We start from the raw sequence: 15,415 nt of genomic DNA, 5'->3' as shown, positions 1-15,415 counted from the left end.
TTTTCTTATAAAGGGCTTTCATGTAGAATGAAAAGAGTGAAATAGGACTCGAGGAGGAATTTTAATGTCGATTGAGTTGAATAATGAATATGGTCAAATCGATATTTCCAATGATGTGATAGCCCAAATAGCCGGCGGTGCTGCGATCGAATGCTACGGCATCGTAGGAATGGCAACTAAACACCAGATCCGCGACGGCCTCACGGACATTCTCCGCAAAGAGAACTTCGCCAAAGGAGTCCTTGTGCGCCAAGAAGACGGCGATTTGGTCATTGATATGTATGTAATTATCAGCTACGGAACGAAAATTTCGGAAGTGGCGTATCAAGTCCAATCCAAAGTGAAATATACAATTACAAAAACATTGGGCATGCCGGTTAAAGCGGTAAACATTTATGTCCAGGGCGTTCGTGTGACGAACCCGTAAGAGGAGGAAAATTCGGTTATGAAGTCATTAAACGGAGTGAAATTCGCTGAAATGGTGCAGATGGGTTCGCATCATCTATACCAAAATGCGGATTATGTAGATGCATTGAACGTCTTCCCGGTGCCGGACGGCGATACTGGGACGAACATGAATTTATCGATGACATCCGGTGCAAAAGAGACAGAAGCCCATGCGCAAGAACATATCGGGAAAACAGCAAGCGCTTTATCAAAAGGCTTGCTTATGGGCGCGCGCGGCAACTCAGGCGTTATTTTGTCCCAGTTGTTCCGCGGGTTCGGCAAATTTATTGTCGATGAGCAGGAGCTTTCTGCGAAGAAACTGGCGCACGCTTTGCAACACGGCGTCGAGACCGCTTATAAAGCCGTCATGAAACCGGTCGAAGGCACCATTCTGACGGTCGCGAAAGATGCGGCGGCTAAAGGAATGAGCCTGGCAGACAGTGAAGAAGATATCATCGTGCTGTTCGAAGCAATCGTCACTGAATCGAAAGCATCGCTTGAGAGAACACCGGACCTGTTGCCGGTACTGAAAGAAGTTGGAGTTGTCGACAGCGGCGGGCAAGGCCTCGTCTATGTCTACGAAGGATTTCTTGCATCATTGAAAGGCGAAGCATTGCCGGAGAAGCATGTCGATAATTCGATGGATGAATTGGTCAGTGCCGAGCACCATAAGAACATCGCGGGCTTCATGAACACAGAAGATATCGAATTCGGCTATTGCACGGAATTCATGGTCAAATTTGAAGACGACAAACGCTCATTCAATGAAGCCGCATTCCGGACAGATTTGAGCGCTTACGGCGATTCCCTACTGGTCATTTCAGATGATGAAATCGCGAAAATCCATATCCACTCCGAAGAGCCTGGGAAAGTCCTTACATACGGCCAGGAATACGGAAGCCTGATCAGCATGAAAATCGAGAACATGCGTCAGCAGCATACCGACATTGTCGGCGAAGGCCATAAAAAGACCGCTGCCGTTGAAGAAGCCAAGCATCCATATGCGATCGTCACGGTAGCGATGGGCGAAGGCGTAGCGGAATTGCTCCGTTCAATCGGCGCTTCCTACGTCATCGAAGGCGGCCAGACGATGAACCCGTCAACGGAAGATATCGTCAATGCCGTCCGTTCGATCGGCGCAGAGCGAGTGCTGATTTTACCGAACAATAAAAACATCATCATGGCAGCGGAACAAGCGGCAGAGCTTCTTGATATCGAAGCGGCTGTCGTGCCGACAAAAGATGTCCCACAAGGCATGTCGGCTCTTCTTGCTTTCAATCCGGAAGCGGCTGTCGCGGACAACCAACAAGCGATGGGAGATGCGATCAAGCACGTCAAGTCGGGGTCGGTCACTTTTGCGGTGCGCGATACATCGATCGACGGCGTCTCCATCAAGAAAGACGATTTCATGGGAATTTCTGAAGGCAAGATCGTCGTGTCGGATGAAAGCCTTGAAAAAGTCACGGAAGAACTATGCAAAAAGCTGGTCGATGCTGATGCAGAGATCGTCACGATCCTCTTCGGCGAAGATGTTAGTGAAGCGGATGCCGAAAAGCTCGGCGCGTTCATCGAATCATTGAACGGCGACGTCGAAGTGGAAATCCACAACGGCAAGCAGCCGCTCTATCCATATATCTGGCAGTTGAATAATGTTAGGCGGAGGTCCGGGAACAAGACACCGGGTTTCCGCTTTTATTTTCCACAATAGAAAAGCGCCGTGCGAAGTGGGGAATGGCGCTAAACGCGAAAAGCCTTTACGGGCAGCGGGAAAAGCCCACGGTTAAGACTATGTATGCGCTTTATTATCTTTGTTTCCTCGGCGCTTTTCATGTAAAATGAAATTATACGAGACGGAAAGTGAGGGGTTTGAGCATGAAGTTCAAATCTGTTTTTGATATAATCGGCCCGGTAATGATCGGGCCATCATCTTCGCATACTGCAGGTGCGGCACGCATCGGCAGGGTAGCGCGCGACCTGTTCGGCAGGCAGCCTTCATGGGCGAAGATCCATTTGTACGGGTCTTTCGCAGAAACCTTTAAAGGGCATTCGACCGATGTAGCGATCGTCGGCGGCCTACTAGATTACGATACATTCGATGAACGCATCAAAACCGCTTTTGAAGAAGCGGAAAAGCTCGGCATGAGCTATGAATTCATTCCGGAAACGGGGAATGTCGATCATCCGAATACGGCGCGCATCGTCATCGGGGATGAAAAATCCGAAATGTCGATGATGGGAATCTCTATCGGCGGAGGCAAGATCGAAATTACGGAACTGAACGGTTTCCCGCTCAGGCTATCCGGCAACCACCCGGCGATCCTCGTCGTCCACGACGACCGCTCGGGATGTATCGCAAGCGTAGCGAATTGTTTATATAAATACGACATCAATATCGGCCATATGGAAGTATCCCGCAAAGAGCGCGGGGACATGGCGTTGATGGTCATCGAAGTCGATCAGACGGTAGATGTAGAAGTAATGGGCGAATTGCGCGAGTTGCCGAATATTACGCAAGTCACACGCATCGCCGACTAAACTGGAGGTAAGAGAAATGGATGTTCTATTCCGAAATGTAAGGGAGCTCGTCGAACGGGCAGAGAAAGAAGGCAAGCTCATTTCCGAGATCATGATTGAACAGGAAATGCTCATCACAGACCGTTCACGGGAAGATATCATGCAGCAGATGGAGCGCAATTTGACTGTCATGGAAGAAGCGGTCGAAAAAGGCTTGCAAGGCGTTCATTCCGTTTCCGGTTTGACCGGTGGCGACGCAGTGCTTCTCCAAAAATACATGCAGCAAGGCAATAGCCTGTCCGGCGATCTGCTGCTTGATGCCGTCAGCAAGGCCGTCGCGACCAATGAAGTGAACGCAGCGATGGGCACGATCTGTGCAACGCCGACTGCAGGATCCGCAGGGGTTGTCCCGGGCACTTTATTTGCTGTGAAGAATAAATTGAACCCGACGCGTGAACAGATGATCCGTTACCTGTTCACATCCGGTGCTTTCGGCTTTGTCGTGGCCAATAACGCCTCGATTTCCGGAGCAGCTGGCGGATGCCAGGCGGAAGTCGGCTCTGCAGCGGCGATGGCTTCTGCTGCCATCATCGAAATGGCTGGAGGCACACCTCAGCAAAGTTCTGAAGCTTTTGCCATTACCTTGAAGAATATGCTCGGTCTAGTCTGCGACCCTGTGGCGGGGCTCGTAGAAGTGCCATGCGTGAAGCGCAATGCGATGGGTGCATCCAATGCGGTCGTCGCAGCCGATATGGCGCTCGCTGGCGTGACCAGTCGCATTCCGTGCGACGAAGTCATCAGCGCGATGTTCGAAATCGGGCAAGCGATGCCTAGCGCGTTCCGTGAAACGGCAAAAGGCGGATTGGCAGCGACACCGACCGGCAAATGGCTTGAATCGAAAATCTTCGGCGGATCGGTAGTCGGCAGTGGACAATAAAGCACCCGTCTCGTCATTGAAGGGTGTCGGGAAGCAAGCGGCTGAGACCTTGCGGGACATGAAGATCGAAAGTCTTGAAGACTTGATCATGACCTTCCCGTATCGCCACGAGGATTTCCAGCTCAAAGATCTGGCTGAAACGCCCCATAATGAACGGGTAACGGTGGAGGGAAGGGTCGAAAATGAGCCTTCCGTCCTTTTTTTAGGAAAAAATAAATCACGGACGACTGTGACGGTGCTTGTCGGCCGCCATCTCGTCAAAGCGGTATTCTTCAACCAGCATTACGTGAAAGCCAAACTTCAAATCGGGGCGGTCGTCACTTTGACCGGTAAATGGGACCGGGGCCGCCAATTGATCACGGTTTCCAGCCATTCGATCGGCCCGCGGACAGATGGCGCGGATTTTGAGCCGGTTTACAGCCTGAAAGGTTCGATGCATCAGAAAACGTTCCGCAAGCTGATGCGGCAGGGACTGGATGCCACAAAAGGCGGTCTCCAGGATTGCCTGCCCGTATCAATCCGCGAAGAATATCAGTTGCTGCCGTTTGAAGAAGCGCTCGAGACCGTCCATTTTCCGGAAGATGCAGCATCACTCAAGCAGGCGCGCCGGCGCTTTGTGTATGAAGAGCTATTGCTGTTTCAATTGAAGATGCAGGCGCTGCGCAAGAAAAATCGCGAAGCGGAGGGCGGTTCGTTCATCGATTACGATTTGAATCGCTTGAAAGCGTTCATCGATGCCTTGCCGTTCGATTTGACCAGTGCCCAAAAGCGCGTCGTCAATGAAATCTGCCGAGACATGAAAGAACCGTTCCGGATGAACCGCCTATTGCAGGGGGATGTCGGTTCCGGCAAGACCGTCGTCGCCGCGATCGCTTTGTATGCCGCCGTCACAGCAGGCAAACAAGGGGCGCTCATGGCCCCGACGGAAATCCTCGCTGAGCAGCATGCCAATACGCTCGAAGAATGGTTCCGGCCCTTTGGCGTCAGCGTCGCCTTATTGACGGGATCGGTTAAAGGCAAGAGGCGCAAGGAAGTGTTGAAACGTCTAGTGGACGGCGAAATCGACATTCTGATCGGCACTCATGCATTAATCCAGCCGGAAGTTTTGTTCAAAAGCCTAGGATTGGTCATCACAGATGAGCAGCACCGCTTCGGCGTGGATCAGCGGCGTGTGCTGAAAGATAAAGCCTTGAACCCGGATGTCCTGTTCATGACCGCGACGCCGATTCCACGTACGCTCGCGATTTCGGCTTTCGGTGAAATGGATGTCTCGATCATCGATGAAATGCCGGCCGGGCGAAAAGAGATCGAAACCTATTGGATGAAAAAAGAAATGTTCGGCAAGATTGTCGGCCGAATGGAAAAAGAACTTCTCGCCGGACGGCAGGCGTATGTCATCGCACCGCTAATCGAAGAATCCGAAACTTTGGAATATCAGAATGCGGTCGAGCTGTACCAGCAATTGACGGTATATTTCGAAGGCCGCCATACCGTGGGCTTGATGCACGGCCGTCTGCATCCTGACGAAAAAGAGCAAACGATGCGCGAATTTGCGGAAGGAAAGATTGCAGTGCTTGTATCGACGACCGTCGTCGAAGTCGGCGTCAACGTCCCGAATGCTTCCTTCATGCTTATTTATGACGCGGAACGCTTTGGGTTGTCCCAGCTCCATCAATTGCGTGGGCGTGTGGGCCGCGGCAGCGATCAGTCCTATTGTGTGCTATTGGCGGACCCGAAAACGGAGATTGGCAAAGAGCGCATGAATTCGATGACGGAAACGAACGACGGCTTTATCCTTGCCGAAAAGGATCTGGAGCTGCGCGGCCCTGGCGATTTCTTCGGCCGCAAGCAAAGCGGCATCCCGGAATTCCGCATGGCGGATTTGGTCCATGATTACCGTGCGCTGGAAGCGGCGAGAAAAGACGCGGAAGCATTGATCGCGAGCGAGTCATTTTGGGTCTCGGATGAAACGAAATGCCTGCGGGCGATGCTTGAAGAGTCCGGCATTCTCGAAGGCGGAAGGCTTGATTAGGATGCAGGGAGACCGATTTTCCTTGCATTCTTTTTTTGTTGTTTATATACTCATATTAGTACCAAGTGCTAATAGCGGGCGGTGACATAGTGAGAAAACCTAAAAAAGAGCGGCAGGCTGCGCTGAAATCCTCTATCAAATACAATCCGTTCGTTACCGATGAAGAATTGTCGGCCGAGTTCGGGGTCAGTGTCCAGACCATCCGTCTCGACAGGATGGAGCTTTCGATTCCTGAACTTCGGGAGCGCATTAAACATGTTGCCGAGAAGACTTTTGATGATGAAGTGAAATCCTTGCCGATTGACGAAGTGATTGGCGAGATTATCGATATAGAATTGGACAATAAAGCCATTTCGATTTTTGATGTCAAGCCGGAACACGTTTTCCAGCGCAATAGAATTGCCAGGGGGCATCATCTGTTTGCACAGGCGAATTCCTTGGCGGTAGCGGTGATGAACGAGGAATTGGCGTTGACGGTGAAATCGGAATTGCAATTTTTGAAGCCGGTTAAAGCCGGGCAGCGGGTCGTCGCGAAAGCGCAAGTGACCGACAGGCAGCCGCAAAAGCACCGCGCATTTGTCAAAGTGGTGTCGACGGTTGACCAGGCAGTAGTTTTTATCGGGACATTTGAAATGTACCGCATGACTGAACAAAGTGAAGGTGACAATTCGTGAAAATAGCGATTGATGCAATGGGCGGGGACAACGCCCCGAAAGAAATTATCGAAGGTGTCAAACAAGCACTCGAAGCGTTCAGCGACGTGGAGATTTTGCTTTACGGGCAACAGGACAAAATTGACGAATACATAAAACCGCAAGACCATTTGACCATTATCCATTGCGCTGAAGTGATCGAATCGGAAGACGATCCGGTCCGTTCGGTGCGACGCAAAAAAGATGCATCGATGGTCCGTATGGCCGAAGCGGTCAAAGAAGGAACCGCGGACGCGGCAGTATCTGCCGGCAATACAGGAGCCCTTATGTCAGCTGGCTTGTTTATCGTCGGCCGCATCGACGGTGTCGACCGCCCGGCGCTTGCACCGACTTTGCCGACGATGGACGGAAAAGGCTTTCTCATGCTGGACCTCGGCGCCAATGCCGATGCCAAGCCGGAGCACCTTGTGCAATACGCCATCATGGGCAGCATTTACGCCGAAAAAGTACGCGGCGTTCAAAATCCGACAGTCGGCTTGCTGAATATCGGAACAGAAGAGAAAAAAGGCAATGAACTGACGAAAGCGGCATTTCCGCTGCTTAAAGAAGCGCCCGTCAATTTCATCGGAAACGTGGAGTCGCGTGACTTGTTGAACGGCGCCGCCGATGTGGTCGTCACGGACGGCTTTACCGGCAATATGGTATTGAAGACGATCGAAGGGACTGCGATGAATGTATTCGCGATGATCAAAGATGTCTTTATGGCTTCAACCAAAACCAAAATTGCGGCGATGCTCGTGAAAAATGATTTGAGTGCGTTAAAAGGCATGTTGGATTACAGCGAATACGGCGGTGCAGGATTATTCGGGCTAAAGGCGCCGGTCATCAAAGCGCACGGTTCATCCAATGGCACCGCATTTTATAACGCCATCCGCCAGGCGCGGACGATGGTCGAGCATGATGTGGCCGGCAAGATTTACAGCACTTTGAAGGAGGAACAATCGTCATGAGAAAGCAAATCGCATTTATCTATCCTGGGCAAGGCTCACAGACAGTGGGCATGGGCGAAAGCTTTCTGGAAGATGATAAGAGCCGCCAATTTTACGAAAGCGCCGACCAAGTGCTTGGTATGGGTTTGTCGAAATTGATGCTCGAAGGCCCGCAAGAAGAATTGACCTTGACTTATCATGCACAGCCAGCGCTTTTGACAGTCAGCTCGATGATTACGGAACGACTGATTCGTGCAGGCGTTCGTCCGGATTATACAGCTGGGCATAGCCTTGGTGAATACAGTGCCCTTGTCGCTTCGAATGTCCTGGAATTTCCGAAAGCGGTGGAAGTGGTCCACAAGCGCGGATTATTCATGAATGAAGCAGTCCCTGCCGGTGAAGGCGCAATGGCCGCCATTCTGGGAATGGACGCAGACAAGCTGGAGGAAGTGACGGATGATGCGACCCATAGCGCAGGAGTTGTCCAATTGGCAAACTTGAACTGTCCTGGTCAAATCGTTATTTCCGGAACGAAAGCAGGCGTGGAAAAAGCGTGTGAGTTGGCGAAAGAGCGCGGTGCAAAGCGTGCCATCCCGCTCGATGTCAGCGGCCCGTTCCACTCGGAATTGATGCGCTCCGCGTCCCATGACTTGGCAAAAGTGCTGAGTGATTCATTCTTGCTTAATGCGAAAATTCCTGTCGTGACGAATTTTAGAGCCGAACCGGAAACAAACGCGACGCAATTGCAGGACATGTTGATCCATCAATTGTACTCGCCTGTTCTATGGGAACAATCGGTGCGGAAGATGATCGACCTTGGCGTTACCACCTTTGTCGAAGTTGGTCCTGGCAAGGTGTTGAGCGGCTTGGTGAAGAAAATCGACCGTTCGGTCACAGTGATTCCGGTCCATGACCTGGCGTCATTCGAAAAAGCGGTAGAGGAGTTGACAACATGAGCAAATTAACTGGAAAAACAGCCATCGTTACAGGGGCATCTCGCGGTATCGGAGCTGCCATCGCACGGCGCTTTGCTGAAGAAGGCGCAAATATCGTCGTCAACTACAGCGGCAGCCAGGACAAGGCAGAAGCCGTCGTAGCTGAGATCGAACAAGCAGGTGGCAAAGCCATTGCCGTCAAGGCCAATGTCGCAGATGCCGATGCAGTGAAAGCGATGGCGGATGCGGCGATGAAGGAATTCGGCTCAATCGATATCCTCGTCAATAATGCCGGCATCACGCGCGATAATTTGATGATGCGCATGAAAGAAGACGAATGGGATGACGTGATCAACACGAACTTGAAAGGTGTTTTCCTGTGCACGAAAGCTGTGACACGCCAAATGATGAAACAGCGCGCGGGGCGCATCGTCAATATCGCCTCGATTGTCGGCGTCATGGGCAATGCAGGACAAGCGAATTACGTAGCAGCGAAAGCGGGCGTCATCGGTTTGACGAAGACGACAGCGAGGGAACTTGCGAGCCGCGGCATTACGGCAAATGCAGTCGCTCCTGGATTCATCACGACCGACATGACGGAAAAGCTCGGCGATGATGTACAATCGAGCATGCTTGCCCAAATTCCGCTTGCCCGTTTCGGGGCGCCGGAAGATGTGGCGAATGCGGCATTGTTCTTGGCTTCGGATGAAGCAAGTTATGTAACCGGCCAGACTTTGCATCTGGACGGCGGCATGGTCATGTAGTTCACAATTATGTATACTGATTTGAGGGGAGGTGACGGCATTGTCAACAGTATTGGAGCGAGTAACCAAAGTAATCGTAGATCGTCTTGGTGTGGAAGAGAGCGAAGTGAAACCTGAAGCATCTTTCACAAACGACCTTGGAGCAGACTCATTGGATGTAGTTGAATTGGTCATGGAGCTAGAAGACGAATTCGATATGGAAATTTCCGATGAAGATGCAGAAGGAATGTCAACAGTAGGCGACGCAGTAACTTACATCGAAAAAAAACAAGCTTAAGTTGAATAAACGGGATCCGTCCCAGCTTGATAGCACAAAAGATTGACGCACAGCCTAGCTGTGCGTCAATTCTCTTTTTGCACAATGCCCGAAAAACAGGTAAAATCAACAAGAGAACAATAGAGGAAGGCAGATAAAAATGGCGATGAAACGAAAACCGAAACACACCAAACAAATGGCGCTTAATGAAAGCGCAAAACAGGCATTTGAGCAATTGCAAAAAGAGCTGGACATCCAGTTTGAACAACCTGCCCTTCTGCAGCAGGCATTTACCCATTCATCTTATGTGAATGAGCATCGAAGAAGACAATTCACGGACAATGAGCGCCTGGAATTTTTAGGCGACGCCGTATTGGAATTGTCGGTATCGCATTTCCTCTATATGAAATATCCCGAAATGGCTGAAGGCGAACTGACCAAACTTCGCGCATCGATCGTATGTGAGCCGTCTCTTGTCCTATTCGCCAACGAACTGGGCTTCGGCAAATACATTCTGCTCGGCAAAGGCGAGGAATTGACAGGGGGCAGAACGCGCCCGGCACTTCTTGCGGACGTTTTCGAATCATTCGTCGGGGCGCTTTATTTGGATCAGGGACTGGAGAAGGTCGTGGCCTTTTTAGAGGTAGTGCTATTCCCGAAAGTGGAAGTCGGTGCTTTTTCTCATGCGATGGATTATAAAAGCCAATTGCAGGAGCTGGTGCAGCAGAAGAATACCGGTACCTTGAATTATGAAATCATCGAAGAAAAGGGTCCTGCACATAGCCGGATTTTGTGACGCGCGTTTCCTTGGGCGACCAGGAACTGGGCCTAGGCGACGGGCGCTCCAAAAAGAAGCGGAGCAGAAGGCAGCGCAGCTTGCCATCCTTAAATTGCAGGAAACAGCGGAGGATTGAACATGTTTTGAAAAGATTGGAAGTAATCGGGTTTAAATCGTTCGCTGACCGTGTCGGCATCGATTTCGTCCCTGGCGTTACCGCCGTTGTCGGGCCGAATGGCAGCGGCAAAAGCAATGTAACCGATGCGATCCGTTGGGTGCTCGGCGAGCAATCCGCGAAATCGCTGCGCGGGGCAAAAATGGAAGACGTGATTTTTGCCGGAAGCGATTCGAGGAAAGCGCTTAATTTTGCGGAAGTCACATTAGTTTTGGATAATACGGACGGCAAAGCCCCTCTCGATTACAGCGAAATCAGCGTAACGAGAAGGGTTTTTCGCAGTGGGGAAAGTGCCTATCTGCTGAACAAACAGCCATGCCGATTAAAAGATATCACCGATATGTTCATGGATTCGGGACTGGGCAAGGAAGCGTTTTCCATCATTTCCCAAGGTCGAGTCGATGAAATCCTCAATAGCAAAGCGGACGAGCGGCGTTCCATTTTCGAAGAAGCGGCTGGCGTATTGAAATACAAACAGCGCAAGCGGAAAGCCGAGTTCAAATTAAATGAAACAGACGAGAATTTGAACCGTGTGCTGGATATCCTGCATGAACTCGACGGACGAATGGAGCCGCTGCAAATGCAAGCATCCGCAGCACGCGATTATCTCGACATGAGCGCACAATTGAAAGACGCGGATATAGCGCTGTTGGCACACGATGCCAATGCATTGAAGGCACAACTTTCCGAGTTGTCGCAAGAAGCTTTGCAGCACGCAGCGGAAGAACAGCGGCTAGCGGGTGAAATTTCGGAAACGGAACAATTGATAGCCGCTTCGAAGCGATCCGTGCATGCGCTGGATAAAAAAATCGACGCGGCACAAGCGGCGCTGGTCGAAGCTAGCTCAGAGTCCGAAAAATGGGAAGGCCGCAAATTGCTCATGTCCGAGAAAAAGCATAATGCAGACCGCCAGCGCCAGGCATTGGAAGAGTCCATCAAGGCCGAGCGCGAGGAAACAGCCAAGCTTGAACAGCGCCATGCGGAACAAAGCGCTTCTCTCGAACAGCAGAAAATGGAGCAGCAGAAGACCCGCAAGTCGATTCAGCAGCTAGAAGCGCAATTGAACTTGACACCTGCCGATATCGACAATGAAATTGAAGCGAAGAAATCCCTTTATATCGAATTGATGAACGAGCAGGCAGGGCTGAAAAACGAACTGAAAAACATCGATTTCCAACAGCAGCAAATGACGGAGTCGAGCGGCCGCATCGCTGCGCAAGAACAATCCTTCGAAAAGGAACTAGCGCGCCTGTTGAAAGAAAAACAGCAAGCGGAAAAAGCATACGAAGAAATCCATGCGGACCTTGAGCTCAAACGCCAACATTTTAAAGAACAGGAAACCGGCGCAAAACAATTAGCCGCGGATTACGACCATAAGAAATCCCTATTGTTCCAGGCGTACCAATCCCATAAACAGCTATCAGCCCGCATCGAGACTTTGCAGGACTTGGAAGCGGATTACTCCGGATTCTTTCATGGTGTGCGAGAAGTCTTGCAGGCAAGAGAGCGCAACGAACTAAATGGCATCATCGGCGCTGTGGCAGAGTTGGCAGATGTCCAAAAGCCCTACGCAAAAGCGATCGAAACGGCATTCGGCGCAGCCAGCCAGCACATCGTCACGAGTGATGAAAAAAGTGCCAGCGAAGCGATCCGCTTTCTGAGAACGAAACGCGCAGGGCGTTCCACGTTCCTGCCGATGACGGTCATGAAGCCGAGGCAGATTTCCCAGCAAGTGGTGCAATCGGTTTCGGCGCATCCGGCATTCGTGGATATCGCCGCACAGCTTGTCAGCTATGACGAAAAATATGCGATGATTTTCCAAAACCTGCTTGGCAATGTTGTGGTAGCCAAAGATCTTGAAGGCGCTACATCGATAGCCAAAGCAATCGGTCATAGGTACCGTGTCGTGACATTGGATGGTGATGTCATCAATGCCGGAGGTTCCATGACAGGCGGCGCGACGAAAAACCAGGCCTCGTTCTTTACGAGAAAGGCAGAACTGGAACAATTGCAACAACAGGCAGCTGAACTTCAAGGCACGATTGCAGAAGCCGAACAGAAAGTTCGTGAATTGCAATCACGTGCAGAAATCGCGAAAGAGCAATTGGAGCAGCTTCGCACAGAAGGAGAGCGCTACAGGGAACTTGAAGCGGAAAGCGCGATTCATCTGCGGGAAATCGAAGCGGTATGGAAAACGACCGACAGCCGCTTTGCGCTATTCCGTGCTGAACAGCAGACCAAGCAGGATCTTTCCGGACTTGCTTCACGCAGGGACGAGGCAGCTGAGCGCATGTCCGCTATCGCAAGCGAACTGGAAGACTTGAATGGCGAAATCGAGGAATTGACCGGTTTCAAGCAGCAAAAAGAAACGGCCAGAGGCGAATTGCTGGCGAAACTCGCCGAATTCAAATCAGACATGGCAGTTCGCAAAGAGCGCATCCAGCAGCTCACTGCGCAAGTGGACGAACTATTGGAACGCCGCACAGCCAGCTGCAACAGGCTCGGGGAGCTTGAACGCGAGCTGGAATGGATTCAATCAGATGAAGCTTCCAAAAGCTTTTCGGATGAAGAAATCGAGGCAGAAATTGAAAAATGGTCCGCTGCACGGAAGTCAGCAAACACCACCGTCGATGCCTCCCGAAAAGAGCGCCAAAAGCTGCAGCACGCGCTCGACGAAGAAGAACAGCAGCTGCGCGAACAAACCCGCATCCATAAAGGCTTTACAGAAGCCGTGCGCATTTGTGAAGTGAAGACGACGCGCCTTGAAGTTCAATTGCAGGGACTCCTCGGACAGCTCGAGGATCATTACGAGATGAATCTTGAAGCGGCAAGCAGCTACCCGCTAGAAGGCGAGGAAGCCACTGTCAGAAAGCAAGTGAAGCTTCTCAAGCAATCGATTGAAGAACTCGGCAGCGTCAATATCGGCGCCATCGAGGAATATGAACATGTCGCAGAACGCCATCGCTTCCTGAGCGAGCAGCGGGATGACCTGAATGAAGCGAAAGATACGCTCCGCACCTTGATCGAGGAAATGGACGAAGAGATGACTTTGCGCTTCGACGAAACATTCCACGCCATCCGCAGCCATTTCCGCCATGTATTCCGCGAATTGTTCGGCGGAGGCTCTGCGGACCTAGTTTTGACTAAGCCATCGGATCTCCTTATGACGGGCGTCGATATCATCGCACAGCCGCCAGGCAAGAAGCTGCAGAATTTGAGCTTGTTGTCTGGTGGAGAGCGGGCGCTTACGGCGATCGCTTTACTTTTCGCCATCTTGAAAGTGCGCCCCGTGCCGTTCTGTGTTCTTGACGAAGTCGAAGCAGCGCTTGATGAATCGAATGTCGTGCGTTACAGTCAGTACTTGAAAAAATTCAGTGAAGACACACAGTTCATCGTCATCACCCACCGCAAAGGCACGATGGAAGGCGCTGATGTGCTATACGGCATCACGATGCAGGAATCCGGCATTTCCAAACTGGTTTCCGTGAAACTGCAGGAAGACATCAAATAAGGAGTGATTCGATGAGTTTCTTTAAGAAATTGAAAGATAAATTCAGCAACAGTGTAGAAGAAGAACAATCAACTGAGAAATACCGCGAAGGCTTAAGCAAAACGCGGACCGGCTTCACGTCAAAGATCAATGATTTGGTCGCTCGTTACCGCAAAGTCGACGAAGACTTTTTCGAAGAATTGGAAGAAGTGCTATTGCAAGCCGACGTCGGCTTTGAGACGGTCATCGAACTGATGGAAGAACTGCGTTATGAAGTGCAGCGCCAGAATGTCAAAGACACTTCCAACGTGCAGTCGGTCATTTCCGAAAAGCTTGTCGAAATCTATGAGGCAGGCGATCAGGAATTGAGCGAATTGACCTTTGCCGAATCCGGCCCGACCGTCATCTTGATGGTCGGCGTCAACGGCGTCGGAAAAACGACGACCATCGGGAAGTTGGCACAGCGCCTGAAAAATGAAGGCAAGTCCGTCATGCTCGCAGCGGGTGACACGTTCCGCGCCGGAGCGATCGACCAGCTCGACGTGTGGGGGCAGCGCGTCGGCGTTGAAACCATCAAGCAAAGCGAAGGCTCCGACCCGGCAGCAGTCATGTACGACGCCGTGCGGGCCGCGAAATCGCGCAATATCGACGTCTTAATTTGCGATACGGCAGGCCGCCTGCAGAATAAAGTCAATTTAATGAATGAATTGCAGAAAGTCCATCGTGTCATTGCCCGTGAAATTCCAGGAGCGCCTCATGAAGTGCTGTTTGCACTTGATGCGACGACAGGGCAAAACGCCATGATCCAAGCCCAAACCTTCAAAGAGGTGACGGAAGTGACAGGCATCGTCTTGACGAAACTCGACGGAACCGCAAAAGGCGGCATTGTCCTGGCCATCCGCAATAAACTCAATATCCCGGTGAAATTCATCGGCTCGGTGAAAACTCGATGACCTTCAGCCGTTCGACCCACAAAAATACGTCTACGGTTTATTTGCCGAAGGCTTGGACCGGGAAGAGCAGGAAGAAATGGGCTCAGACAAGTAAAATTACTTGACGGAGGCTTCGGGATTCAGTATGGTATACAGGAGTATGAATGGGGTGAGCGTCATTGATGGGACTGGAAAAACGACACGAATGAACTATCTTTTGATTTCTATCAGAGCTGCTGACGCCCAAACAGCGCAGCTATATGAGCTTGTATTATTTGGACGACCATTCGCTCGGCGAAATTGCCGAAGAGTATGAAATCACCCGCCAAGCGGTGTACGACAATATCCGCCGGACCGAAGCGATGCTTGAAGAATATGAGGAGAAGTTGCAGCTGTTCGAGAAATTCCAGCGGCGCCAGCAACTCGTCTCGACTTTTGAAAACAGCCATTCACTGATGACAATGTCCAGAAGTTTTGGATGAATTGAAGGAATGGGACTAGGAGGCGGTAATA

At 51.1% G+C, this 15,415-nt stretch carries 11 protein-coding genes and 3 pseudogenes; all 14 read left to right on the top strand.

Translation table 11 applies throughout. The features are described from left to right. The first annotated feature begins 64 nt into the window (after positions 1–64). The 14 genes and pseudogenes from CW734_RS11420 (at position 65) to CW734_RS20055 (ending at position 15,384) form a co-directional block, all read left to right on the top strand. A complete protein-coding gene (locus CW734_RS11420; protein ID WP_101190542.1) occupies positions 65–427 on the top strand; it encodes an Asp23/Gls24 family envelope stress response protein in 363 nt (120 codons plus the stop codon). A gap of 18 nt (positions 428–445) precedes the next feature. Then, positions 446–2,155 (top strand): DAK2 domain-containing protein, encoded by a 1,710-nt coding sequence (locus tag CW734_RS11415; RefSeq protein WP_101190541.1) that lies wholly within the window; start codon positions 446–448, stop codon positions 2,153–2,155. Between the two features lie 164 nt (positions 2,156–2,319). Beyond that, positions 2,320–2,982: an L-serine ammonia-lyase, iron-sulfur-dependent subunit beta gene (sdaAB, locus tag CW734_RS11410; RefSeq protein WP_101190540.1), complete on the top strand. Its 663-nt coding sequence runs from the start codon at positions 2,320–2,322 to the stop codon at positions 2,980–2,982. A 16-nt stretch (positions 2,983–2,998) separates the two neighbouring features. Continuing rightward, the gene (gene sdaAA, locus CW734_RS11405) at positions 2,999–3,898 is read left to right on the top strand and encodes an L-serine ammonia-lyase, iron-sulfur-dependent, subunit alpha (protein WP_058383555.1); all 900 of its coding nucleotides are present in this window, start codon (positions 2,999–3,001) and stop codon (positions 3,896–3,898) included. Further along, positions 3,888–5,930, top strand: coding sequence for an ATP-dependent DNA helicase RecG (recG, locus tag CW734_RS11400; protein WP_101190539.1), 2,043 nt, complete (start codon positions 3,888–3,890; stop codon positions 5,928–5,930). Before sdaAA ends, recG begins: the two co-directional genes overlap by 11 nt. Positions 5,931–6,019: 89 nt before the next feature. Continuing rightward, the gene (gene fapR / locus CW734_RS11395) at positions 6,020–6,604 is read left to right on the top strand and encodes a transcription factor FapR (protein ID WP_101190538.1); all 585 of its coding nucleotides are present in this window, start codon (positions 6,020–6,022) and stop codon (positions 6,602–6,604) included. Further along, on the top strand, positions 6,601–7,593 hold the full coding sequence (gene plsX, locus CW734_RS11390; RefSeq protein WP_101190537.1) for a phosphate acyltransferase PlsX: 993 nt from the start codon (positions 6,601–6,603) through the stop codon (positions 7,591–7,593). Before fapR ends, plsX begins: the two co-directional genes overlap by 4 nt. Then, positions 7,590–8,528 carry an ACP S-malonyltransferase gene (gene fabD / locus CW734_RS11385; RefSeq protein WP_101190536.1) on the top strand — a complete coding sequence of 313 codons (939 nt, stop codon included), beginning with the start codon at positions 7,590–7,592 and terminating at the stop codon, positions 8,526–8,528. The genes plsX and fabD overlap by 4 nt, the downstream gene beginning before the upstream one ends. Continuing rightward, positions 8,525–9,271, top strand: coding sequence for a 3-oxoacyl-[acyl-carrier-protein] reductase (gene fabG, locus CW734_RS11380; RefSeq protein ID WP_101190535.1), 747 nt, complete (start codon positions 8,525–8,527; stop codon positions 9,269–9,271). Before fabD ends, fabG begins: the two co-directional genes overlap by 4 nt. Positions 9,272–9,311: 40 nt before the next feature. Beyond that, entirely contained in the window at positions 9,312–9,548 is a 237-nt protein-coding gene (locus tag CW734_RS11375) for an acyl carrier protein (protein ID WP_058383561.1), read from the top strand. A gap of 139 nt (positions 9,549–9,687) precedes the next feature. Continuing rightward, a pseudogene (gene rnc, locus CW734_RS11370) lies at positions 9,688–10,441 on the top strand (ribonuclease III). Between the two features lie 7 nt (positions 10,442–10,448). Then, positions 10,449–13,991: a chromosome segregation protein SMC gene (gene smc, locus CW734_RS11365; RefSeq protein WP_101190534.1), complete on the top strand. Its 3,543-nt coding sequence runs from the start codon at positions 10,449–10,451 to the stop codon at positions 13,989–13,991. A gap of 11 nt (positions 13,992–14,002) precedes the next feature. Then, positions 14,003–15,017 (top strand): annotated as a pseudogene (gene ftsY, locus CW734_RS11360) (signal recognition particle-docking protein FtsY). Positions 15,018–15,062: 45 nt separating this feature from the next. Next, positions 15,063–15,384: pseudogene (locus CW734_RS20055) on the top strand (putative DNA-binding protein). Positions 15,385–15,415 lie beyond the last annotated feature (31 nt).

It is taken from the genome of Planococcus sp. MB-3u-03 (assembly GCF_002833405.1).
Classification (GTDB): Bacteria; Bacillota; Bacilli; order Bacillales_A; family Planococcaceae; genus Planococcus.
This window is presented reverse-complemented; position numbering and strand designations above follow the sequence as displayed.